The organism is Streptomyces sp. NBC_01689, from assembly GCF_036250675.1.
GTDB lineage: Bacteria > Actinomycetota > Actinomycetes > Streptomycetales > Streptomycetaceae > Streptomyces.
This window is the reverse complement of the sequence record NZ_CP109592.1, coordinates 8,212,345-8,233,939: the sequence shown is the minus strand read 5'-3', so window position 1 is coordinate 8,233,939 and position 21,595 is coordinate 8,212,345. Positions and strand designations below refer to the sequence as shown.

17 protein-coding genes are annotated in these 21,595 nt (G+C 71.9%); 10 read left to right on the top strand and 7 right to left on the bottom strand.

What is annotated here, in order from left to right:
- Positions 1 to 177 precede the first annotated feature (177 nt).
- Positions 178 to 813: a GNAT family N-acetyltransferase gene (locus OG776_RS35395; protein WP_329323144.1), complete on the bottom strand. Its 636-nt coding sequence runs from the start codon at positions 811 to 813 to the stop codon at positions 178 to 180.
- Between the two features lie 78 nt (positions 814 to 891).
- Positions 892 to 1,602: a TetR/AcrR family transcriptional regulator gene (locus OG776_RS35390; protein WP_148008104.1), complete on the bottom strand. Its 711-nt coding sequence runs from the start codon at positions 1,600 to 1,602 to the stop codon at positions 892 to 894.
- 155 nt (positions 1,603 to 1,757) lie between these two features.
- Here OG776_RS35390 and OG776_RS35385 point away from each other — a divergent pair, with 155 nt between their 5' ends.
- The gene (locus tag OG776_RS35385) at positions 1,758 to 2,975 is read left to right on the top strand and encodes a saccharopine dehydrogenase family protein (RefSeq protein WP_329323143.1); all 1,218 of its coding nucleotides are present in this window, start codon (positions 1,758 to 1,760) and stop codon (positions 2,973 to 2,975) included.
- 113 nt (positions 2,976 to 3,088) lie between these two features.
- Here the strand turns inward: OG776_RS35385 and OG776_RS35380 are convergent, their stop codons facing one another.
- Both OG776_RS35380 and OG776_RS35375 read right to left on the bottom strand, forming a co-directional pair.
- Entirely contained in the window at positions 3,089 to 6,463 is a 3,375-nt protein-coding gene (locus tag OG776_RS35380; RefSeq protein WP_329323142.1) for a pyruvate carboxylase, read from the bottom strand.
- Positions 6,464 to 6,676: 213 nt separating this feature from the next.
- Positions 6,677 to 7,099: a secondary thiamine-phosphate synthase enzyme YjbQ gene (locus OG776_RS35375; RefSeq protein ID WP_148008101.1), complete on the bottom strand. Its 423-nt coding sequence runs from the start codon at positions 7,097 to 7,099 to the stop codon at positions 6,677 to 6,679.
- Between the two features lie 120 nt (positions 7,100 to 7,219).
- Here OG776_RS35375 and OG776_RS42520 point away from each other — a divergent pair, with 120 nt between their 5' ends.
- The 6 genes from OG776_RS42520 to OG776_RS35350 all read left to right on the top strand — a co-directional run bounded on the left by OG776_RS42520 (position 7,220) and on the right by OG776_RS35350 (position 12,778).
- The gene (locus tag OG776_RS42520; protein ID WP_349817350.1) at positions 7,220 to 7,303 is read left to right on the top strand and encodes a putative leader peptide; all 84 of its coding nucleotides are present in this window, start codon (positions 7,220 to 7,222) and stop codon (positions 7,301 to 7,303) included.
- Between the two features lie 154 nt (positions 7,304 to 7,457).
- Positions 7,458 to 8,354, top strand: coding sequence for an ABC transporter permease (locus OG776_RS35370; RefSeq protein WP_148008100.1), 897 nt, complete (start codon positions 7,458 to 7,460; stop codon positions 8,352 to 8,354).
- Positions 8,327 to 9,268 carry an ABC transporter ATP-binding protein gene (locus OG776_RS35365; protein WP_443077301.1) on the top strand — a complete coding sequence of 314 codons (942 nt, stop codon included), beginning with the start codon at positions 8,327 to 8,329 and terminating at the stop codon, positions 9,266 to 9,268. The genes OG776_RS35370 and OG776_RS35365 overlap by 28 nt, the downstream gene beginning before the upstream one ends.
- Positions 9,269 to 9,351: 83 nt before the next feature.
- The gene (locus tag OG776_RS35360) at positions 9,352 to 10,395 is read left to right on the top strand and encodes an ABC transporter substrate-binding protein (protein ID WP_329323140.1); all 1,044 of its coding nucleotides are present in this window, start codon (positions 9,352 to 9,354) and stop codon (positions 10,393 to 10,395) included.
- Between the two features lie 2 nt (positions 10,396 to 10,397).
- Positions 10,398 to 11,573 (top strand): LLM class flavin-dependent oxidoreductase, encoded by a 1,176-nt coding sequence (locus tag OG776_RS35355; RefSeq protein WP_148008099.1) that lies wholly within the window; start codon positions 10,398 to 10,400, stop codon positions 11,571 to 11,573.
- A 116-nt stretch (positions 11,574 to 11,689) separates the two neighbouring features.
- Entirely contained in the window at positions 11,690 to 12,778 is a 1,089-nt protein-coding gene (locus OG776_RS35350) for an NAD(P)-binding domain-containing protein (RefSeq protein ID WP_148008098.1), read from the top strand.
- Positions 12,779 to 12,803: 25 nt separating this feature from the next.
- Here OG776_RS35350 and mltG read toward each other — a convergent pair whose 3' ends face one another.
- Together mltG and OG776_RS35340 are read right to left on the bottom strand one after the other, a co-directional pair.
- On the bottom strand, positions 12,804 to 13,655 hold the full coding sequence (mltG, locus tag OG776_RS35345; protein ID WP_148008097.1) for an endolytic transglycosylase MltG: 852 nt from the start codon (positions 13,653 to 13,655) through the stop codon (positions 12,804 to 12,806).
- Between the two features lie 43 nt (positions 13,656 to 13,698).
- The gene (locus OG776_RS35340) at positions 13,699 to 15,498 is read right to left on the bottom strand and encodes an ABC transporter ATP-binding protein (protein WP_329323138.1); all 1,800 of its coding nucleotides are present in this window, start codon (positions 15,496 to 15,498) and stop codon (positions 13,699 to 13,701) included.
- A gap of 113 nt (positions 15,499 to 15,611) precedes the next feature.
- Between OG776_RS35340 and OG776_RS35335 the strand changes: the two genes are divergently transcribed.
- Positions 15,612 to 16,067 (top strand): MarR family winged helix-turn-helix transcriptional regulator, encoded by a 456-nt coding sequence (locus tag OG776_RS35335; protein ID WP_148008095.1) that lies wholly within the window; start codon positions 15,612 to 15,614, stop codon positions 16,065 to 16,067.
- Between the two features lie 459 nt (positions 16,068 to 16,526).
- Here OG776_RS35335 and OG776_RS35330 read toward each other — a convergent pair whose 3' ends face one another.
- The gene (locus OG776_RS35330; RefSeq protein WP_329323137.1) at positions 16,527 to 17,288 is read right to left on the bottom strand and encodes a L,D-transpeptidase family protein; all 762 of its coding nucleotides are present in this window, start codon (positions 17,286 to 17,288) and stop codon (positions 16,527 to 16,529) included.
- Positions 17,289 to 17,610: 322 nt separating this feature from the next.
- Here OG776_RS35330 and OG776_RS35325 point away from each other — a divergent pair, with 322 nt between their 5' ends.
- Both OG776_RS35325 and OG776_RS35320 read left to right on the top strand, forming a co-directional pair.
- Positions 17,611 to 19,614, top strand: coding sequence for an ABC transporter ATP-binding protein (locus OG776_RS35325; protein WP_329323136.1), 2,004 nt, complete (start codon positions 17,611 to 17,613; stop codon positions 19,612 to 19,614).
- Positions 19,611 to 21,392 (top strand): ABC transporter ATP-binding protein, encoded by a 1,782-nt coding sequence (locus OG776_RS35320; RefSeq protein ID WP_148008094.1) that lies wholly within the window; start codon positions 19,611 to 19,613, stop codon positions 21,390 to 21,392. The genes OG776_RS35325 and OG776_RS35320 overlap by 4 nt, the downstream gene beginning before the upstream one ends.
- The last annotated feature ends 203 nt before the right edge of the window (positions 21,393 to 21,595 follow it).

Genomic DNA, 21,595 nt, shown 5'->3' with positions numbered 1-21,595 from the left:
CCGTCCGGCCTGCTCCGTTGCCGACATCGCCGTGACGTTCTTCCGCCGCCCCAAGCAATGCCCTCTCCCCCCACCGACCGCAGGACGTCTCCTCATAAAGAGGCAGGAGATCCTCATAAGGTTGAGTCCGGCCCCTCCCTCTCCCCGGCACACGGCCGCCCGCACCTCCCGTGCGGATCAGGGCGAGCGGCGCGTCCGGCCCGTCCGCCTGCCGAGATACGTCAGGGGTCCCGGGTCCGGTACGGGGATCACGTGGAAGCCGAGGCGGTCGTAGAAGGCGCGGGCGGAGGTGTTGGCGGTGACCATGCCGAGGTGGACGGCCGGGACACCGCGACCGGCGAGCGCCCCGAGGAGGGTGTCCATCAGCGCCCGGCCGTGGCCCCTGCGCTGCCAGTCCGGGAGCAGGTCGATGTGCAGATGCGCCGGATACGCGGCGAGTTCGGGCAGGATCATGCGCTCGGGGTGGTGCAGCAGGTCGACCATCTCCTCGCTCGGCGAGCGCGGCGGCGTCGCGCTCCGGGGGTGGCGCGGGGCGACGGCCGGGATCCAGACGTCCCGGAAGTCCCGGACGAACCGCGCGGTGTCGGAGGTGCCCACCACGTAGCCGACCGCCCGACCGGTCCCGTCGTCGAGCACGAAGGCCAATTCCGGTTCGAGGTGGCAGTAGGGGTGGGCGAACAGGGTCGGCATCAGCTCCAGGTCGGGGTGGACGGCCCGCGAGTCCCCTCCTTCGTGGGCCGTCATCACACACACGTGGGCCACCGCGGCGCGGTCCTCGGCCCGGTACGGGCGGATCGTCGGCTCGTGAGTCATGAGCCGTATCCTCCCGCCGTGGGAGCGCTCCCGCCACCGTCCGGACGCGGGTCGCGAGACGTCCGGACGACGTCGACGTCAGCGGACCCGCAGCGCCCGCCACTGCGCCGCGGCGCTGTCCAACAGCATCTCCAGGGCCGTCGGATAGGCGCTGTCGACCATGCGGGCCACCAGGAGGGGTGCCGCCTCCGCGATCCGGGGATGGGTGGCACGCGGCAGACGCGCGTACGTCGAACGCCACATGTCCTCGTCGGCGCTGCGGCTCTCCCGGGGCAGTGCCAGAGAGGCAGCGTCGAGGGCGGCGAAGGCGAGGGTCTGGTCGATGAAGGCCTGATAGATCCGTACCGTGTCGGGCAACGGGAACCCCGCCGTGCGCAGGACGTCGAGGATGGCCTCGTCGGCCGCCAGTTCGTGGGCCCGGCCGGTGACCCGGTTCGCGGTCAGCAGGGCCGCCTGCGGATGACCGACGTACACGGCGTGGATGCGCAGCCCGAGGCCGCGCAGGTCCGAGCGCCACTTCCCCGTGGGCCGCCAGCCCTCCAGGGCCTGGCCGATCAGCGCGTCGCCGATCGCCAGGGTCAGATCGTCCATACCGCGGAAGTACCGGTACAGGGTGCTGGGATCGGCGTCCAGGGCCAGGCCCAGCCGGCGCGCGCTGAGTCCCGCGCTGCCGTGCTCCCGCAGCATCCTGAGGGCCGTCTCGACGATGAGCCGCTCGGACAGCACGGTGCCGCTCCTGGTGGGGCGCCGACGCCGCCGCTTCTCCTCGGGAACCACCGCTTTCGGCACCGTCGCCACCTCGCTCTCCCGGTCCCGCCGCGCCTCGGCTCTTATGCCAACACCATTGACCTTATCCGAGCGCCGGGCGTTGGATCGGCCGCCAGGGGCGCCGCTTCCCGGTCCGCGCGGGCACGTCCCTTCTCCGCAGAGAGGAAGTCCGTGTCATGCGTGTTCTGCTTGTGGGAGCCGGCGGTGTGGGCACCGCCATCACCCGGATCGCGGCCCGTCGCCCCTTCTTCGAGACGATGGTCGTGGCCGACTACGACCTGGGCCGCGCCGAGGCCGCGGTCGCCGCGCTCGCCGACGCCGGCCGCTTCCGTGCCGAGCGTGTCGACGCGTCCGACCAGGCCGCGGTGACCGCGCTGCTGAGCCGGCACGGGTGCGACGTCCTGCTCAACGCCACCGATCCACGGTTCGTGATGCCCCTCTTCCAGGCGGCGCGCGCGGCCGGCGCCACCTATGTCGACATGGCGATGTCCCTGTCGCGCCCGCATCCCGAGCGGCCGTACGACGAGTGCGGGGTCATGCTCGGCGACGCGCAGTTCGCGCAGGCCGCCGACTGGGAGAAGGCGGGCGCGCTCGCTCTCGTCGGCATGGGGGTCGAACCGGGGCTGTCCGACGTCTTCGCGCGCTACGCCGCCGACGAACTCTTCGACGAGATCGAGGAGATCGGCATCCGCGACGGTGCGAACCTCACCGTCGACGGCTACGACTTCGCTCCGTCCTTCAGCATCTGGACCACCATCGAGGAGTGCCTCAACCCGCCGGTCGTCTACGAGGCGGACCGCGGCTGGTTCACCACGGCGCCGTTCAGCGAGCCGGAGGTCTTCGACTTCCCCGAGGGCATCGGTCCGGTGGAGTGCGTGAACGTGGAGCACGAGGAGGTGCTGCTCGTGCCGCGCTGGATCGACGCGCGGCGGGTGACCTTCAAGTACGGCCTGGGCGAGGAGTTCATCCAGACCCTCAGGACGCTGCATCTGCTCGGGCTGGACCGCACGGACCCGGTGACCGTGCCGAGCGCCGCGGGCCCGGTGCGGGTGTCGCCGCGGGACGTCGTGGCCGCGTGTCTGCCGGACCCGGCCACGCTCGGCGAGCGCATGCACGGCAAGACCTGCGCGGGCACGTGGGTGCGCGGCACCAAGGACGGCGCGGCGCGCGAGGTCTACCTGTACCACGTCGTCGACAACCAGTGGTCGATGGCCGAGTACGGCTCCCAGGCGGTGGTGTGGCAGACGGCCGTCAACCCGGTCGTGGCCCTCGAACTCCTGGCCACGGGGGCGTGGAGCGGCGCCGGGGTCCTCGGCCCCGAGGCGTTCTCGGCCCGCCCCTTCCTCGACCTGCTCACCGCGTACGGGTCGCCGTGGGGAATACGGGAGCAGTGACCCGGTCCGGGACCCGGACCACTCCCTGCGCGCGGGCGCCCGGCCTGCGAGGGCCGTCGCCGGTCGGTGCCGGTCGGCGACGGCCGGCACCGACCCGCACCGCCCCGCCCCGCCTAGTCGATCACCATCAGCAGATCGCCCGCCTCCACCTGCTGGACGGACGTGATGGCCAGACGTCCCACCGTTCCGGCGACCGGGGCGGTGATGGCGGCCTCCATCTTCATCGCCTCGATCGTCGCGATGGTCGCACCCGCCTCGACCTGGTCCCCGGCCGCGGCCGACAGCGTCACCACGCCGGCGAACGGTGCCGCCACGTGCTTCGGGTCCGTCTTGTCGGCCTTCTCCGCCGCCGGGAGGTCGGAGGCCACCGAGCGGTCACGCACCTGGATCGGCCGGAGCTGGCCGTTGAGCGTGGCCATCACGGTACGCATGCCGCGCTCGTCCGCTTCGCCGATCGCCTCCAGGACGATGAGGAGCCGCACCCCGGGGTCGAGGTCCACCTCGTGCTCCTCCCCCGGCCGCAGACCGTAGAAGAAGTCCTTGCTCGGGAGCACGCCGGTGTCGCCGTAGGCGTCGCGGTGCGCCTCGAACTCCTTGGCCGGGCCCGGGAAGAGCAGCCGGTTGAGGGTGGCCCGGCGGTCCTTCTCCAGTCCGTCGCGGTCCTCGCCGGACAGTTCGACGACCGGCCTGGGCGCGGCGCGGCCCTTCAGGGCCTTGCTGCGGAACGGCTCCGGCCAGCCGCCGGGCGGATCGCCCAACTCGCCGCGCAGGAAACCGATCACGGAGTCCGGGATGTCGTACGCGCCGGGGTCGGCCGCGAACCGTTCGTGCGGGACGCCCGCGCCGACGAGGTGCAGGGCGAGGTCGCCGACCACCTTGGACGACGGGGTGACCTTGACCAGGCGGCCGAGCATGCGGTCGGCTGCGGCGTACATCGCCTCGATGTCCTCGAACCGGTCGCCGAGGCCCAGTTCGCGTGCCTGGACGCGCAGGTTGGACAGCTGACCGCCGGGGATCTCGTGGTCGTAGACGCGTCCGGTGGGCGAGGCGAGACCGGCCTCGAACGGCGCGTAGATCCTGCGGACGATCTCCCAGTACGGTTCGAGGTCGCCGACCGCCCGCAGGCTCAGTCCGGTCGGCCGCTCCGAGTGGTCGGTCGCCGCGACGATCGCGGACAGCGACGGCTGCGAGGTGGTGCCCGCCATGGAGGCCACCGCCCCGTCCACGGCGTCGGCACCCGCGTCGATCGCGGCGAGGTAGGTGGCCAGCTGGCCGCCCGCCGTGTCGTGGGTGTGCAGGTGGACCGGCAGGTCGAACTCCCTGCGCAGCGCGGTCACCAGTTTCGCGGCGGCGGGCGCCCGGAGCAGTCCGGCCATGTCCTTGATCGCCAGGACGTGCGCGCCGGCGTCGACGATCTGCTCGGCGAGCCGGAGGTAGTAGTCGAGTGTGTAGAGCTTCTCGGCCGGGTCGGACAGGTCCGAGGTGTAGCACAGGGCGACCTCGGCGACGGCCGAGCCCGTCTCGCGCACGGCGTCGATCGCTGGCCGCATCTGGCCGACGTCGTTGAGCGCGTCGAAGATGCGGAAGATGTCGATGCCGGTCCGGGTGGCCTCCTCGACGAAGGCGGTGGTGACCTCCGTGGGGTACGGGGTGTAGCCGACCGTGTTGCGGCCGCGCAGCAGCATCTGCAGACAGATGTTGGGCACCGCCTCGCGCAGCCGGGCCAGACGGTCCCACGGGTCCTCGGACAGGAACCGCAGGGCCACGTCGTAGGTGGCGCCGCCCCAGCACTCCAGCGAGAGCAGCTCGGGCAGCGTGTGGGCCACCGTGGGGGCGACGGCCAGCAGGTCCTTGGTACGCACCCGGGTGGCCAGCAGGGACTGGTGGGCGTCCCGGAAGGTGGTGTCGGTGACCGCCACGGAGCGCGACTTCCGCAGCCACCGCGCGAAGCCCTCCGGCCCGAGCTCCGTCAGCCGCTGCTTCGACCCGGCGGGCGGTGCGCCGGTGGGGACGTCCGGCAGTTTGGTCGTGGGGTCGATCAGGTGCGGGCGTTCGCCGTGCGGCTTGTTGACCGTGACGTCGGCGAGGTACGTGAGGATGCGGGTGCCGCGGTCGGCGGAGTGGCGGGCGGTCAGGAGATGCGGGCGTTCCTCGATGAACGAGGTGGTGACCCGGCCCTCCTGGAAGTCCGGGTCGTCGAGGACCGCCTGCAGGAACGGGATGTTCGTGGCCACCCCGCGGATGCGGAACTCGGCGACCGCGCGCCGGGCGCGCCGTACCGCGGTGGCGAAGTCCCGTCCCCGGCAGGTCAGTTTGACCAGCATGGAGTCGAAGTGGGCGCTGATCTCCGAACCGACGAAGGCGGTACCGCCGTCCAGCCGGATCCCGGAGCCGCCCGGTGAGCGGTACGCGCTGATGGTGCCGGTGTCGGGCCGGAACCCGTTGGCCGGGTCCTCGCTGGTGATCCGGCACTGCAGTGCGGCGCCCCGCAGCTGGATCCGGTCCTGGGAGAGGCCGAGGTCGGCCAGGGTCTCGCCGGAGGCGATGCGCAGTTGCGCCTGGACCAGGTCGACGTCGGTGACCTCCTCGGTCACCGTGTGCTCGACCTGGATCCGCGGGTTCATCTCGATGAAGACGTGGTTGCCGTCCCGGTCGAGAAGGAACTCGACGGTGCCGGCGTTGCGGTATCCGATGCTCTGCGCGAAGGCCACCGCGTCGGCGCAGATGCGCTCCCGCAGCGCGGGGTCGAGGTTGGGTGCGGGTGCCAGTTCGACGACCTTCTGATGGCGCCGCTGCACCGAACAGTCCCGTTCGAACAGGTGGATGACGTTCCCCTCGCCGTCGGCGAGGATCTGCACCTCGATGTGGCGGGGGTCGACGACGGCCTTCTCCAGGAAGACCGTGGCGTCGCCGAAGGCGGACTCGGCCTCGCGGGACGCCGCCTCGATGGCCTCGCGCAGGTGCGCCGGGTCGTCCACGCGCCGCATGCCACGCCCGCCGCCGCCGGCGACCGCCTTGACGAACAGCGGGAAGCCGACGTCCCGTGCGGCGGCCGTCAGCTCCTCCAGATCGGTCGACGGCTGCGACGACCCCAGGACGGGGACGCCCGCCGCGCGTGCAGCGGCGACCGCGCGCGCCTTGTTCCCGGTCAGTTCCAGCACACCGACGCTGGGCCCGATGAACGTGATCCCGGCCTCCTCGCAGGCCTGCGCCAGCTCGGGGTTCTCGGACAGGAATCCGTAACCGGGGTAGACGGCGTCGGCCCCGGCCCTGCGTGCCGCTCCCACGATCTCCTCGACCGACAGATAGGCACGCACCGGGTGCCCTCTCCGGCCGATCTCGTAGGCCTCGTCGGCCTTGAGACGATGCAGCGAGCCGCGGTCCTCGTAGGGGAACACCGCCGCCGTTCCCGCGCCCAGTTCATAGGCGGCGCGGAACGCGCGGACGGCGATCTCACCACGGTTCGCGACAAGTACCTTCCGGAACATGCACAGTCCCTTCCTGACGTTCGCGACGGGCGCGCCCGACGGGGCGCCCTCGTGACTGTTGCCCTGTCTACACCCGGACCAGAACAGCCTGGGCCGAATCATCACCGGCCGGTCGTGCGTCCCCGCCATCGTGAAGATCATCAAGGGGTGCCCCGCGGACCCCGGCCCGCCCCGCGGACGCCGTGCGCGACGGGCCTCGCGGAACGCGCTCGCTCAGCCGAGGAAGCTCAGCCGCACCTGGCGTTCGGGGTTGGAGACGTTCGTGTCGACCAGGCACACCGACTGCCAGGTCCCCAGCTCCAGCCGTCCGCCGAGCACGGGCAGGGTCGCGTGCGGCGGGACGAGTGCCGGGAGCACGTGGTCGCGGCCGTGACCCGGGCTGCCGTGGCGGTGCTGCCAGCGGTCGTCGGAGGGGAGCAGCGCGTGCAGGGCGGCGAGGAGGTCGTCGTCGCTTCCGGCGCCGGTCTCGATGACCGCGATCCCGGCCGTGGCGTGCGGTACGAAGACGTTCAGCAGACCGTCGCGCCCGGCCGCCGCCTCCCGCAGGAAGGCCTCGCAGTCGCGGGTGAGATCGACGACCGTCTCCGCGGAGCCGGTGGTGATGTTCAGGACTCGGGTGGTGAAGGCATCGGACATGCCCCGATTCTCACCCGTGCGCCGGGCTGCGCCTACGACCGGACCGGCGGCCGTGGTGACGGGGTCCAGTCCGCGAGACACCATTGACCGGGCATCGACAGGCTGACTACTTTCTGCCGCATGTTGCGTTCAGCCCTGCTCACCACGCGCGGTCACATCGACCTGCTGCGGGTGGCCTCCGCCGCGTGTCGCCGCGGCTGCTGACGCCCTTTCACCCCTGGCCGCCCGCACGGCCCTCTTCCCTCCCGGCGCGCCCGCGCTCCGCCCCACCCGCACGTCACGAGCCCGCATCCGGCTCCTGACGCGGCGGGGCTCGGGCGTACCCGCCTCCGGCCGCTCTCCTCCCCGTGGAGCATCCATGACCATCAGTCATGCCCCGCCCGGCCCCTCCGGGACCGGCTTTCCCGGAACATCCGCCGCTTCCGAGCACACCGTTCGGCCGCCGGAGCCACCCGAACTCGTTCCGATCGTCCCGGTCTCCGCCCGCCGCGCCCGTGTCCCCCGGTGGCTGCGCCGCACCTCGGGACCGCTGCTGCTGCTCGCGCTCTGGCAACTCCTCGGCGTCACAGGTGTGCTGACCCCCGACGTGCTCGCTCCGCCCGGCACCATCGCCCGGGTCGGCGCCGGTCTGGTCGCCGACGGCTCCCTGCCGAACGCCATGGGCGTGTCCTTGCAACGCGTCGCCGCAGGGCTGCTGACGGGGGTGGTCATCGGCACGGGTCTCGCCCTCGTGTCCGGTCTCTTCCGGGTCGGCGAGGATCTGGTCGACGCGAGCGTGCAGATGCTGCGGACCGTGCCCTTCGTCGGGCTGATCCCGCTGTTCATCATCTGGTTCGGGATCGGCGAGGCCCCGAAGATCGCCATCATCACGCTGGGCGTCTCCTTCCCGCTCTATCTGAACGTGTACGCCGGTATCCGCGGGGTCGACTCCCGGCTGATCGAGGCCGGGGAGTCGCTCGGGCTCTCCCGCTGGGGACTCGTCCGGCACGTCGTGCTGCCGGGCGCGCTGCCCGGGGCGATGACCGGGCTCCGCTATTCCCTCGGGATCGCCTGGCTCGCGCTGGTCTTCGCCGAGCAGATCAACGCGGACGCCGGGATCGGCTTCCTCATGGTGCAGGCCCGCGACTTCCTGCGGACCGACGTGATCGTGGTCTGTCTGATCGTCTACGCCTTCCTCGGCCTGCTCGCCGACTTCATCGTCCGTTCCCTCGAAAGGCTGTTGCTGCAATGGCGACCGACGTTCACAGGCCGGTGACCACGGAGAGCGCGGGGGCATCGGCGCACCCGCCCGCGTCCCCTGAGGCCCAGTCACCCGCACCGGCACCCGCACCGGCACCCACAGCGGCACCGACACTCACACCGGCACCGGCACCGGCACCCGGTCCCGCGGAGACGAAGGCGCGATCGCGGGCGGCGGGAGAGGCGGAGCCGTCGGCACGGTCGCGCGTACGGGCGGAGGCGTCGGCACCGCACCCGGCCGTACGCGTCCAGGGACTCACCCGCGCCTTCGACGGCCGCGCCGTCATCGATGACCTCCACCTCACCCTCGAACGGGGTGAGTTCGTCGCGCTGCTGGGCCGCAGCGGCTGCGGCAAGTCCACGCTGCTGCGCATCCTTGCCGGGCTCGACCGCGACATCGAGGGCTCCGTCCTCGTCCCGCGCCGCAAGGCCGTCGCGTTCCAGGCGCCACGGCTGATGCCGTGGAAGAAGGTGTGGCGCAACGTCCTGCTCGGACTGCCCGGGAAGCCCGGACGCCCGCTCGCCGACGAGGCGTTGGCCGAGGTCGGCCTCACCCACCGCGCCGACGCGTGGCCCCGGACGCTCTCCGGCGGAGAGGCCCAACGCGCTTCCCTCGCACGGGCGTTGGTACGCGAACCCGATCTCCTGCTGCTCGACGAGCCGTTCGGCGCGCTCGACGCCCTCACCCGGATCACGGCGCAGCGGCTGGTCGGCGAATTGTGGCGGCGGCGCGGCTGCGCGGTCCTGCTGGTGACGCACGACGTGGAGGAGGCGCTGCTCCTCGCCGACCGCGTCCTGGTCATGGACGGGGGCGTGATCGCCCACGAGACACGGGTCGGCCTGGAGCGTCCGCGGGACATCGCCGACCCCCGTTTCGCCGCACTGCGGGCCGGGCTCCTGGAGCGCCTGGGCGTCGACAGCGCGTCCTGAACCGTCCCCGCCCCGGACCTCCCGCCCCGACCACGCGACGCCCAGGCCCGCCCCCCATCCGTACCGACCGAACGGACCAAGCCATGCGACGACGCCCCGCTCCCCCCGCGCTGCTCCCCCTCGCCCTGCTCCCCCTCGCCCTGCTGCTCACCGCCTGCGGGGGCACCTCCACCGCCGAGACCTCCGCGGGATCCCGGACCGACGGCAAGGGTTCCCTCACCCTCGACGTCGGTGACCAGAAAGGCGGTTCGGAGGCGGTGCTGCGAGCCGCCGGGGAGCTCAAGGACCTCGACTACAAGATCAAATGGTCCACGTTCACCTCGGGACCGCCGCTGCTGGAGGCCGTCAATGCCAAGGCCGTCGACATCGGCGGTGTCGGCAACACCCCGCCCGTCTTCGCGGCCGGCGCCGGGTCCAAGATCTCGGTGGTGGCCGCCTGGCACGGCACGTCCAAGGGCGAGGCGGTCCTCGTGCCGAAGAACTCCCCGCTGAAGCGCCCCGAGGAGCTGAAGGGCAGGTCGATAGCCGTCGCGCAGGGTTCGTCCGCGCACTACCAGCTGATCGCCTCGCTCGCGGAGGCCGGCCTGAAGCTGAGCGACGTGAAGGTCAAGTACCTGCAGCCCGCCGACGCGCTGGCCGCGTTCACCGGCGGCAAGGTGGACGCGTGGGCGGTGTGGGACCCGTACACCTCGCAGGTGCTGGAGGCGGGTAAGGGCCGGATCCTGGCCGACGGCGACGGGGTGGTCAACGGGCTGAGCTTCCAGGTGGCCGCGCCGGGAGCGCTGGAGGACGGCAAGAAGGCAGCGGCGGTCAAGGACTACCTGGGGCGGCTGCGCCGTGCCCAGGACTGGGTCCACAACCACCCGGAGGCCTGGGCGAAGGTGTGGGCGAAGGACACCGGGCTGCCGTACGACGTGGCGCTCGCCTCGGTGAAGCGGACCAACGCCAGCCGCGTCGCCGTCGCCGTCGACCAGCCGCTCGTCGCCTCCGAGCAGCGGATCGCGGACACCTTCACCGGGCTCGGGCTCATCCCGCGCAAGGTCGACTTCTCGTCGTTCGTCGACACCCGCTTCAACGGCGGTCTGCCGCCGTCCACCACCGCTCCCCGCGTCTTCAAGGAGTCGTGATCATGACCGTCCATCTTCACTGGTTCCTGCCGACCGGCGGCGACGGCCGCACCCTGGTGGACCGGCACGCGTACACGTCCAACGCCGTCGGGCGCGCCCGGCCGGCCGACGGGGTCCGGGCCCCCGACATCGAGTACCTGGCCCAGATCGCCAAGGCCGCCGAGCAGTTGGGCTTCGAGGCGGTGCTCACGCCGACGGGCACGTGGTGCGAGGACGCCTGGCTGACCACGGTGGCGCTGGCCCAGCACACCGAACGGCTGAAGTTCCTGGTGGCGTTCCGGCCCGGTGTCGTCTCGCCGACCCTGGCGGCGCAGATGGCGGCGACCTACCAGCGCATCACCCGGGGACGGCTGCTCCTCAACGTCGTCACCGGTGGCGACTCGGCCGAGCAGCGGCGCTTCGGCGACCGTCTGGACCACGACGAGCGGTACGCGCGCACGGACGAGTTCCTGTCCGTGGTGCGCGGGGTGTGGGGCGGACAGCCCTTCGACTTCGAGGGCAGCCACTACCGGATCGAGGGGGGACTGACGGCGCTGCCGCCCGACCCGCTGCCGGAGATCTTCTTCGGCGGTTCGTCCGCCGCCGCGGGGCCGGTCGCCGCCCGGCACGCGGACGTCTATCTCACCTGGGGCGAGCCGCCGGCCCAGGTGCGGGAGAAGATCGACTGGATCCGGTCGCTGGCCGCGCGGGAAGGACGTACGGTCCGCTTCGGCATCCGACTGCACTCCGTCTCGCGCGACTCCTCCGCCGCGGCCTGGTCGACCGCGAACCGGCTGCTCGACGACCTCGACGCGGACACGATCGCGGCCGCGCAGTCGGCGCTCGGTCGCAGTGAGTCGGTCGGCCAGCGGCGCATGCTGGCGCTGCACGGCGGCTCCCGTGACGCACTGGAGATCTCCCCGAACCTCTGGGCGGGTGTGGGTCTCGTACGCGGCGGCGCGGGCACCGCCCTCGTCGGCAGTCATGCGGAGGTCGCCGACCGGATCGAGGAGTACCACGGTCTGGGCATCGAGCACTTCGTGCTCTCCGGTTACCCGCACCTGGAGGAGGCGTACTGGTTCGGGGAGGGCGTGGTCCCGGTGCTGGCGGCCCGGGGGCTGCTGCCGCGACGCCGGGAGGCGGCGTCCCCTGCGACGGCCGGGGCCGGTGCGCCGCTGCTGGTCGCGGGCGGCCGCTGACCCGCGGTGGTGCGCCGCCACGGACCGCGGGGCGGCCTCCTGCCCGCTCCCGTCGGGTGGATCACATCGGGGCCGCCGGTGGGAAGATCTCCGACTCCGGCCGAGTTGGTAGAAGCGTGAACAACACTGGGGTCCGGGCGCGCGAGATCGATGTCGTGGTGGTGGGCGCGGGACAGGCGGGACTGTCGAGCGCCCACCACCTGCGGCGCACCGGTTTCGAGCCGGAGCGCGACTTCGTGGTGCTGGACCACGCGCCGCGTCCCGGTGGCGCGTGGCAGTTCCGCTGGCCCTCCCTGACCTACGGCAAGGTGCACGGGATGCACTCGCTGCCCGGCATGGAGCTGGAGGGCGCGGATCCGGCGCGGCCGTCCTCGGAGGTCATCGCCGAGTACTTCGCCGCGTACGAGCGCGCCTTCGACCTGCGGGTGCGGCGGCCCGTGGAGGTGACGGCCGTCCGGGAGGGCACCGGGGGACGGCTGCTCGTCGAGACGTCCGGTGGTGCCTGGTCGGCGCGCGCGCTGATCAACGCGACGGGCACCTGGGACCGTCCGTTCTGGCCGCGCTACCCCGGGCAGGAGACCTTCCGCGGACGGCAGTTGCACACCGCGCAGTACCCCGGACCCGAGGAGTTCGCCGGGCAGCGGGTGGTCGTCGTCGGCGGCGGCGCTTCCGGCACCCAGCATCTGATGGAGATCGCGCCGTACGCGGCTGCCACGACCTGGGTGACGCGCACACCGCCGGTCTTCCGCGAGGGGCCGTTCACCGAGGAGTTCGGCCGGGCGGCCGTCGCCCTCGTCGAGGAGCGGGTGCGGCAGGGGCTGCCGCCCAGGAGCGTGGTCTCGGTGACGGGGCTGCCCCTGAACGACGCGATACGCCAGGCCCTCGCCGACGGCGTGCTGGACCGTCGGCCGATGTTCGACCGCATCACCCCGGACGGGGTGGAGTGGGAGGACGGACATCGGGTGGCCGCCGACGTCATCCTGTGGGCGACCGGATTCCGGGCCGCCATCGACCATCTCGCGCCGCTGCGACTGCGCGAGCCGGGCGGCGGCATCCGCGTCGAGGGCACCCGGGCGGTGGCCGACCCGCGGATCCAGTTGGTCGGCTACGGTCCGTCCGCCAGCACCATCGGTGCCAACCGGGCCGGACGCGCGGCGGTACGGGACATCAGGCGGCTGCTGGCCGAGGTGCCGGCCGGCGCCTGACGCCCCGCACGGCGGTCGTTCCCGCTCAGCCGGGCGACGGTGCGTCGGACGGTCCGCTCGCCCGGTTGTTCCGGTTGAACTCGGCGACGTTCCGCTGGTGTTCCTCGTAGCCGGCCGTGAAGCGGGTGTCGCCCGGCTTGACGGTGACGAAGTACAGCCAGTCGCCCGGGGTCGGATTGATCGCGGCGCGCATCGCGTCCTCCCCGGGGTTGGCGATCGGGGTGGGCGGCAGACCCATGCGTTCGTAGGAGTTGTAGGGGCTCTTGAGCTTCGTGTCGCCCGTGGTGGTGTTCAGAGTGGATCGGTTGAGCGCGTAGTTGAGGGTGGAGTCCATCTGCAGCGGCATGCCCTGCTGAAGCCGGTTGAAGATCACCCGGGCCACCTTGCCCATGTCGGCCTTCGTGGCGGCCTCCGCCTGGACGATGCTCGCGATGGTGACCACCTGATAGACGTCCATCGCGTTGCGCTGGGCTCCGGCGGTGATCGGGTTCCGGTGGAATTTCCGGTCGGCCGTGTCGACCATGAAACGGAGCAGCGACTCGGGGGTCGCCTTCGCGTCGACCGGGTACGTCGCGGGGAACAGGTAGCCCTCGGGGTTGCCCGCGGCGACGTCGGGCAGTTTCAGGTGGGCCTTTCCCAGGGACTTCCTGGTGGCGCCCGCGGGCAGGGCGAGTGCCTTGTCGACGGCCCGGTAGACCTGGCCCGAGCGCCAGCCCTCCGGGATCACGAGGGACGGACGGGGCGCCTCCTCGCCTCCGACGATCAGCAGCGGCACCGCCACGGCGGTGACCGCCACGACGGCTCCGGTCACGACGAGGGCGAGCCGGCCCCGGCGCGTCAGTCGAATCGTGCTCCGTGGCGGAGTGTTCATCTGCATGCGGGCACGGTAACCCGCTTATCGTCACAAACACGGCATATCGTCAGCTTGTCGGTTCCAGTTGGGCGTCACGGCGGACCAGGGCCGCGTAGCGCCCGTCCCGCTCCAACAGCTCCTCGTGCGTGCCGCGTTCGACCGCGCGGCCGGAATCCAGGACCACGATCTGATCGGCGCCCCGGACGGTGGACAGCCGGTGCGCGATGGTGAGCGTGGTCCGGTTGGCCGACAGGGCGTCGATCGCCTGCTGCACGGCGTGCTCCGTGCGGGTGTCCAGGGCACTGGTCGCCTCGTCGAGGATGAGCACCGGCGGATCACGCAGGATGGTGCGCGCGATGGCCAACCGCTGCTTCTCACCACCGGAGAAGCGGTGACCCCGCTCGCCCACGACCGTGTCGTACCCGTCCGGCAGCGACGCGATGTGGTCGTGGATCTGGGCCGCCCGGGCCGCCGCCCGCAACTCCTCGTCGGTGGCGTCCGGTCTGGCGAACCGCAGGTTGTCCGCGACCGAGGCATGGAAGAGGTAGGTCTCCTGGGAGACGACACCGATCCCCCGCGCGAGCGTGTCGAAGTCCAGGTCCCGCACGTCGATCCCGTCGAGCGTGACGCGGCCGCCCGTGACGTCGTACAGCCTGGGGACCAGGTAGCTGAGCGTGGACTTGCCCGAACCGGTCGGACCGACGACGGCGAGACTTCCACCGGCGGGCACCGTGATGTCGATGCCGTCGAGAATCGGACCGCTCTTGTCGTCGTAGCGGAACTCGACGTCCTCGAACCGGATCTCGCCCTTGACCTGGTCCAGGTGGACCGGCCGCTCGGGCTCCGTGATGTCGATGGGCAGGTCCAGGTATTCGAAGATGCGCTGGAAGAGCGCGAGCGAGGTCTGGATCTGGACGCCCGTGGACAGCAGGCTCACCGCCGGGCGGAACAGGCCCTGTTGGAGCGAGACGAAGGCGACCAGCGTGCCCAGCGAGACGGACGGCCCGCCGAGCTGCAGGGCCATGCCCGCGGCCCAGTAGATGACGGCCGGCATCCCGGCCATGACGATGCCGATGACGGACATCCGCCAGCGCCCCGCCATGTTCGACTTCACCTCTAGGTCGACCAGGCTCTCCGACTCCGCCGAGAAGGCCTTGGTGAGCGAGTCACCGCGGCCCATCGTGCGGCCGAGCAGGATGCCGCTGACCGAGAGGGACTCGGTGACGGTGGCGGCCATCGCGGCCATCTGCTTCTGCCGCTCGGTGGCGATCTTCTTGCGTTCGTTGCCCACGCGGCGGCTGATCCACACGAAGACCGGCAGCAGGGCCATCGAGACGACGGTGAGCCGCCAGTCGAGGGCGATCATCGCGACGATCGTGGCGACGACGCTCGTGAGGTTCGAGACCAGCGAGGTGGCCGTGGAGGTCACGGTCGCCTGCATGCCGCCGATGTCGTTGGCGATGCGGGACTGGACCTCTCCGGTGCGCGTGCGGGTGAAGAAGGCGAGCGACATGCGCTGCAGCCGGCCGTAGACGGCGGTGCGCAGGTCGTGCATGACGCGCTGGCCGACCGTCGTCGAGATGAGGGTCTGCAGTACGCCGAAGATGCCGGTGACGACCGCGCTGAGGATCATGCCGAGCGCGAGCAGGCTGAGGAGACCGGTGCGGCCCTGAGGGATGGCGACGTCCAGCGTCTCCTTCAGCAGGAAGGGTGTCGCGACCGAGACCAGGGAGGAGGCACCGACCAGCAGGCCGACGACCGCGAGGCGGCCGCGGTAGGGACGGAAGAGGGTGAGGATACGGCGCACCTGCCGGGGCTGTGGGGTCTCGGCGGGTGACGGGGTCCAGGTGGATGACTCGGGACGCATGGGCTCCTACGGAAGGTGAGGCGATGATTACAGAGACGGAAGACGATGACTCACGGAGCATAGCTCATTGTTACCTATACTCACAATGAACCGCATCCTGATATTGTTCCCGTATGACCACCCCCGATGCCGACGGCCTCCTCGCCGAGCAGTTGCTGCGGCTGACCCGCCGCGTGCACCGCATCCAGAAACGCCATCTGGAGCAGCGGGGTCTGGGCATCACTCCGGCCCAGTCCCGGCTGCTGCGCACGCTCGCGCACTACGGCACACCGCCGCGTATGGCCGACCTCGCCGAGCGCTTGGAGGTCGTCCCGCGGGCGGTGACCACCCTGGTCGACGGTCTGGAGGCGAGCGGGAAGGTCCGCCGGGTCCCCGACCCGAGCAACCGGCGGGTGATCCGGATCGAGGTCACCGATCAAGGACGCGCGGCGCTGCAGGAGTTGCGGGGCGCGCGCCGGTCGGCCGCGGAGGAGATCCTGGCTCCGCTGTCGGACGAGGAGCGCGAGGTGCTGGGCGGGCTGCTGGACACCCTGGTGGACGGGATGCCCCCGCTGGAGCGGCCCTGCTGAGGCCGCTCGGCGCACCGGACGGCCCCTGCCGCACCATCGGCCTTCGGCCTCCGCACCCCGGAGGGCTTCACCGGTGTCGGTGATCCACCGTCAACACCCCCTGTTCGGCGACCGGACGACGGTCATGGCGCAGGACAACCGGCGGACTCTCGCAGCGCGTAGGTCTCGCTCGTCGTCCCGGTCGTGTACCTCGCACTCGCCGCTCCGATCTCATACGGCTCCCTCGGACTCATGCGGCTCGCTCGCACTCCCCACCGCGCACCTCTCGCTCGCGCTCGCCGTTCCGACCACATCCCGGTCGCTCGGCATCCGGCTCCTGCGCCGCCCGCGCCCGTCGTTCCGACCGCGTGCCGCTGATCGCACGGCGCACCGTCCGGGTATGTCGCGTCGCGGACGCGGGTGTCGTGGGGCCGTCACCACGCGGTCAGTTGCTGGTGGTGCCGTCGAGACACCCGGGGTCTAGGCCCTCAGCTCCGCTCTGTCCCCCATCACCACGACCGGGTGCCGTCGCGGGTCGAGCGTGCGCAACAGACGCTCCATGGCTGACTTGGGCAGGCTCACGCAGGCCGACGTACCGCTGCCGTGGTCCAGGTGCAGCCAGATCCCGCCGCCCTTCGACTGCCCCTGGGGGCGGATCGGGTCGTTCGGCGGGGTGCCCGGCCGGCGGTTGTAGTTGATGGCGATGACGTAGTCGAAGTCGTGCCAGTAGGACTTGGCCCAGCCGCGGGGAGCCTGGTACCCCGGCGACCGGTCGTACGGGAGGAGGGCTCCCGGGTCCTTGAGCACTCCGCCCGCGTCGGTCAGGGTGAACACCCCGACCGGGCTGCGCTTGTCGTCCTCGTGGTGGTCGGTGGTCCAGCCCTTCGCTCCGTCGTGCGCCCTCCCCAACGGCCGGCCGTCCCACATCGATCCGGACCTCGTGTAGAGAACGGCCGTCGAATCCGCGGAGTTCCTGCCCGCGCCGTACACGGCCACGACCTGACGGGAGTCGGACGGGATGCGCGTTCTCAAGCGGTCGCCGATCCCAGGGATCCGCGTGCGGTCGACGCTGCCCGCGGCGGCCCGGTCGGACTCCCCGCCCGCCCCGCCTCTCCCCTTGTCCCCGTCGCTCCCCCCGCCCGGACCGCCGCACGCCCAAAGGATCACCGCGAGGCCTCCGCACGCCGCCGCGGCGATGCGCCTGCGCGTCGCACCGTCCTGTCGCCCGCCGTCTTGTCGCATACGGTCCATCGTCGCATCACCAATCGGACGAACAGCCCCTTCCCTGCGCCCCTTTGGCCACATCGCGTGCTCGCGGCCCCGCGGCCGACGACCCGGAACCGGAGCCCGACCGGGAAGCCCGAGCCGCACGAGGCACACCAGGGCGGGGCCTGCCCGGCGGGCCGAAACCTTGTCCCGGCCGAAAAAACCGCTTGCCCCGGACCGCTCCCTACCGCGAACCTTTCACGGTTTGCTGTCGGCCTCCGCGACCGGCCTGGTCGCCGAAACGTTACGGCTTCCCCTCACCCCTGAACCCACCCGTTACACGAGCCACTGGGACGTCATGCAGATTCAAGACCTTCCCTATCCTGACCCCGGTGTGCCGGACGCACGCTCCGGCCCCCGATTCCTCCGGTGGCTCGGGCGGAATCAGCTGGGCGGGCAGTTCAAGGCCCTGGCCTGGGGACTGCTCCACTTCGTCGCCGTGGCCGGGCTTCCGTTCTGTGTGGGCCTGGCCGTGCAGTCCGTCGTCGACAGATCCGGCACACGACTCGCCCTGACCGGTGGGCTGATGGCGCTGTGCGGCGCGGGCATCGCTGTCGGCGAGGCCATGCTGCACCGGGCCGCGGTCACCAACTGGATCACCGCCGCCGCTCGCGTCCAGCAGTTGCTGGCGCACAAGACCGCCCAGCTCGGCTCGGCGCTGACCCAGCGCGTCGCGGCCGGTGAGGTCGTGGCCGTCTCCACCGGCGACGTCGAGAAGATCGGCTGGTTCGTGGAGGCCCTGTCGCGGTTCGCGGCGGCCGCGCTCACCGTCGTCCTCGTCTGCGTCGGCCTCGTCCTCTACCAGCCGGCGCTGGGCGTCATCGTCGCCGTGGGCGTGCCCGTCCTGGCGCTCGCCGTGCTGCCGCTGCTGCCCCGCGCCACCCGACGCGCCGACTTCCAGCGGGAGAGGGCCGGACACGCCACCGAGCTGGCCTCGGACACCGTCGCGGGGCTGCGCGTGCTGCGCGGCATCGGCGGCGAGGAACTGTTCCTCGACCGCTACCGCCGCGCCTCCCAGGAGGTCCGGCGGGCGGCCGTGCGCAGTGCCCGCATGTGGTCGCTGATCTCGGCCGTCCAGGTGCTGCTGCCCGGTCTCCTCATGATCGCCGTCATCTGGCACGGCGTGCACCTGGCCCGCGACGGCCGGATCACGGTCGGCGAACTGGTCACCGTGTACAGCACGGTCATGCTGCTCACCTACCCGCTGCGGCACTTCGAGGAGATCGCCATGGCGTACTCCTTCTCCCGCCCGTCCGCCAAACGCGCCGCCCGGGTGCTGTCGCTGGAACGGGCCACCGACAGTGGCGGCTCCCGCTCGGCCGAGGTCCCGCGCGGCGATCTGTACGACCCCGCCACCGGACTCCTCGCACCCGCGGGGCGGCTCACCGCCGTGGTCTGCGGTGACCCGGACGCCGCGGGTGTGCTCGCCGAACGTCTGGGCGGCCACCCCTCCGTCGAGGGCACCTCGGTACTCCTCGGTGGCGTACCGCTCGACGAACTGCCGCTCGGCTCCGCGCGCACGGCCGTCCTCGTCCAGGACAAGGACCCGGTACTGCTGTCCGGCTCGCTGCGCGAACTGCTCGACGTGCCTTCCTCGGGTGCGGTCAGCGCGGCCGAGGCGCTGGCCGCCGCACAGTGCGGCGACGTCCTGGACGCGCTGACCCAGGGCTCGCTGGACGCCGAGGACCCGATGGACGCCCGTATCACCGAACGCGGACGATCCCTGTCGGGCGGCCAGCGCCAGCGTCTGGCCCTGGCCCGCTCGCTGGTCACCGACCCCGGCGTACTGGTCCTGGACGAACCGACCTCGGCGGTCGACTCGCACACCGAGGCGCGGATCGCCGACGGTGTCCGCGCCCTGCGCGCCGGACGCACGACGGTCGTCTTCACCTCCTCACCCCTGCTCCTGGACCACGCGGACCGGGTCGTCCTCGTCCACGAGGGCGAGGTCGCGGCCGTCGGAGTCCACCGCGAACTCGTGCTCGGCGAACCGCGGTACCGGGCGGTGGTCACCCGCGAGACCGACGAGGAAGCCACCGCCGGCAAGGACCGGCAGGACCTCGGAACACGCGACCCGAAGGACGGGCTCGAAAAGATCGAGAAGCCCGACACACGCGAAGAACGCGACGCAGGCGATGCAGGTGGCGCAGGCAGCGCAGGCGGTGCATTCGACGACCCCGGCAGGCTCGGCGGCGCGGGCACCACCAGCAGAACCAACAGGACGAACACGGCCGGAAGAACCAGCAGGCCCGTCAGGACCGGCAAGATCGACGAACTGGAAGAAATCGAGGAATCCGCATGATCGGCCTGGCGCCACCGGCGTACGACCCGGCGGCCCCGACGACGGCGAACACCCTGCCCGTCGGCGCCACCTCGACCGTACGCGCCTACGTCATCGAACTCTTCCGCCGGCACCGCCGGGCCTTCCTGCTGCTCGTCACCGTCAACACGGTGGCCGTGGTGGCCTCGATGGCCGGGCCCTACCTGCTGGGCGCGGTCGTGGAACGGGTCTCCGACCACGCGCGGGATCTCCACCTGATGCGCACCTCCACGCTGTTCCTCGCCGCGCTCGTCATCCAGTCGGTGTTCGTCCGCGAGGTCCGGCTGCGCGGTGCCATGCTCGGTGAACGCATGCTCGCCGACCTGCGCGAGGACTTCCTCGTCCGGTCGGTCGGGCTGCCGCCCGGCGTGCTGGAACGAGCCGGCACAGGCGATCTGCTGTCCCGCATCACCACCGACATCGACCGTCTCGCCAACGCGATGCGCGAAGCCGTGCCCCAGCTGGCCATCGGCGTGGTGTGGGTCGTGCTGCTGCTCGGAGGTCTGGCCGTCACGGCACCGGCCCTCGCCCCCACGGTCCTGGTCGCCGTCCCCCTGCTGGTCGTCGGCTGCCGCTGGTACTTCAAGCGGGCCCCGTCCGCCTACCGCTCGGAGGCCGCCGGCTACGCCGCCGTCGCCGCCGCCCTCGCCGAGACCGTGGACGCCGGACGCACCGTCGAGGCACACCGTCTCGGCGAGCGCCGCATCGACCTCTCCGAGCGCCGCATCAAGGAGTGGACCGCCTGGGAGCGCTACACCCTGTGGCTGCGCTCGGTGCTCTTCCCCATCGTCAACCTCACCCATGTCACGGTCCTCTGCTCGGTCCTCATGATCGGTGGGGTCTTCGTCCTGCGGAACTGGATCGATGTGGGTCAGCTGACGACGGGCGCGCTCATCGCCCAGATGCTGGTCGACCCGGTGGGTCTGATCCTGCGCTGGTACGACGAGCTGCAGGTCGCCCAGGTCTCGCTCGCCCGGCTGGTCGGCGTCCGGGACATCGAGCCGGCCGCCGGTGATCCCGAGGTCAGACCGGACGGACGCGACGTGCACGCGGACGAGGTGCGTTTCGGCTACCGCGCGGGTGTGGACGTGCTGCGGAAGGTCTCCCTCGAGGTCGCCCCCGGCACCCGGCTCGCGCTGGTCGGTCCGTCCGGTGCGGGCAAGTCCACCCTGGGCAGGCTGCTCGCCGGGATCTACGCCCCGCGGGACGGCCGCGTCACGCTCGGCGGAGCCGAACTCTCGCGGATGCCCGCGGAGGCGGTGCGTACACACGTCGCCCTGGTCAACCAGGAACATCACGTGTTCGTGGGCTCCCTGCGCGACAACCTGCTGCTCGCCCGGACGGGGGCGGCCGACGCGGAACTGTGGGCGGCGCTGGGCGCGGTCGACGCCGACGGGTGGGCACGGGCCCTGGGCGACGGTCTGGACACCGAGGTCGGTTCGGGAGGATTGGCGCTCACCCCGGCGCAGGCCCAGCAGATCGCACTCGCCCGGCTGGTCCTGGCCGATCCGCACACGCTGGTGCTCGACGAGGCGACCTCGCTCCTCGACCCTCGGGCGGCCCGCCACCTGGAACGGTCGCTGGCGCGTGTCCTCAACGGCCGCACCGTCGTGGCCATCGCCCACCGGCTGCACACCGCCCACGACGCGGACGTCATCGCCGTCGTGGAGAACGGCCGGATCACCGAGCTGGGCAGTCACGACGAGCTGGTCGCCGCCGACGGCGCCTACGCGGCCCTGTGGAGGTCCTGGCACGGATGAGGTGACCGAGACCGGACCGCCAGATGGCACGGCCGACGCGATCGTGACCGGGTGATCATGCGGCACGGCTGCTGCGGCGACCGGGCTCCCGCGGCAGGATGCGTATGCGCGCGCCCGACCGGAGCAGGCGGCGGTGGCTCGGCGGAGCCGTCGCCCCGGGGTCCGGGACCCGGGTCGGCGGGCGGGGTCGCCGCAGGTCGGAG

What these genes read in the sequence shown, in the direction of transcription:
- OG776_RS35395 (WP_329323144.1), bottom strand. Translation starts at nt 813, where the DNA reads ATGACTCACGAGCCGACGATCCGCCCGTACCGGGCCGAGGACCGCGCC.
- OG776_RS35385 (WP_329323143.1), top strand. Translation starts at nt 1,758, where the DNA reads ATGCGTGTTCTGCTTGTGGGAGCCGGCGGTGTGGGCACCGCCATCACC.
- OG776_RS35380 (WP_329323142.1), bottom strand. Translation starts at nt 6,463, where the DNA reads ATGTTCCGGAAGGTACTTGTCGCGAACCGTGGTGAGATCGCCGTCCGC.
- OG776_RS35375 (WP_148008101.1), bottom strand. Translation starts at nt 7,099, where the DNA reads ATGTCCGATGCCTTCACCACCCGAGTCCTGAACATCACCACCGGCTCC.
- OG776_RS42520 (WP_349817350.1), top strand. Translation starts at nt 7,220, where the DNA reads ATGTTGCGTTCAGCCCTGCTCACCACGCGCGGTCACATCGACCTGCTG.
- OG776_RS35370 (WP_148008100.1), top strand. Translation starts at nt 7,458, where the DNA reads ATGACCATCAGTCATGCCCCGCCCGGCCCCTCCGGGACCGGCTTTCCC.
- OG776_RS35365 (WP_443077301.1), top strand. Translation starts at nt 8,327, where the DNA reads ATGGCGACCGACGTTCACAGGCCGGTGACCACGGAGAGCGCGGGGGCA.
- OG776_RS35360 (WP_329323140.1), top strand. Translation starts at nt 9,352, where the DNA reads ATGCGACGACGCCCCGCTCCCCCCGCGCTGCTCCCCCTCGCCCTGCTC.
- OG776_RS35355 (WP_148008099.1), top strand. Translation starts at nt 10,398, where the DNA reads ATGACCGTCCATCTTCACTGGTTCCTGCCGACCGGCGGCGACGGCCGC.
- mltG (WP_148008097.1), bottom strand. Translation starts at nt 13,655, where the DNA reads ATGCAGATGAACACTCCGCCACGGAGCACGATTCGACTGACGCGCCGG.
- OG776_RS35340 (WP_329323138.1), bottom strand. Translation starts at nt 15,498, where the DNA reads ATGCGTCCCGAGTCATCCACCTGGACCCCGTCACCCGCCGAGACCCCA.
- OG776_RS35335 (WP_148008095.1), top strand. Translation starts at nt 15,612, where the DNA reads ATGACCACCCCCGATGCCGACGGCCTCCTCGCCGAGCAGTTGCTGCGG.
- OG776_RS35330 (WP_329323137.1), bottom strand. Translation starts at nt 17,288, where the DNA reads ATGCGACAAGACGGCGGGCGACAGGACGGTGCGACGCGCAGGCGCATC.
- OG776_RS35325 (WP_329323136.1), top strand. Translation starts at nt 17,611, where the DNA reads ATGCAGATTCAAGACCTTCCCTATCCTGACCCCGGTGTGCCGGACGCA.
- OG776_RS35320 (WP_148008094.1), top strand. Translation starts at nt 19,611, where the DNA reads ATGATCGGCCTGGCGCCACCGGCGTACGACCCGGCGGCCCCGACGACG.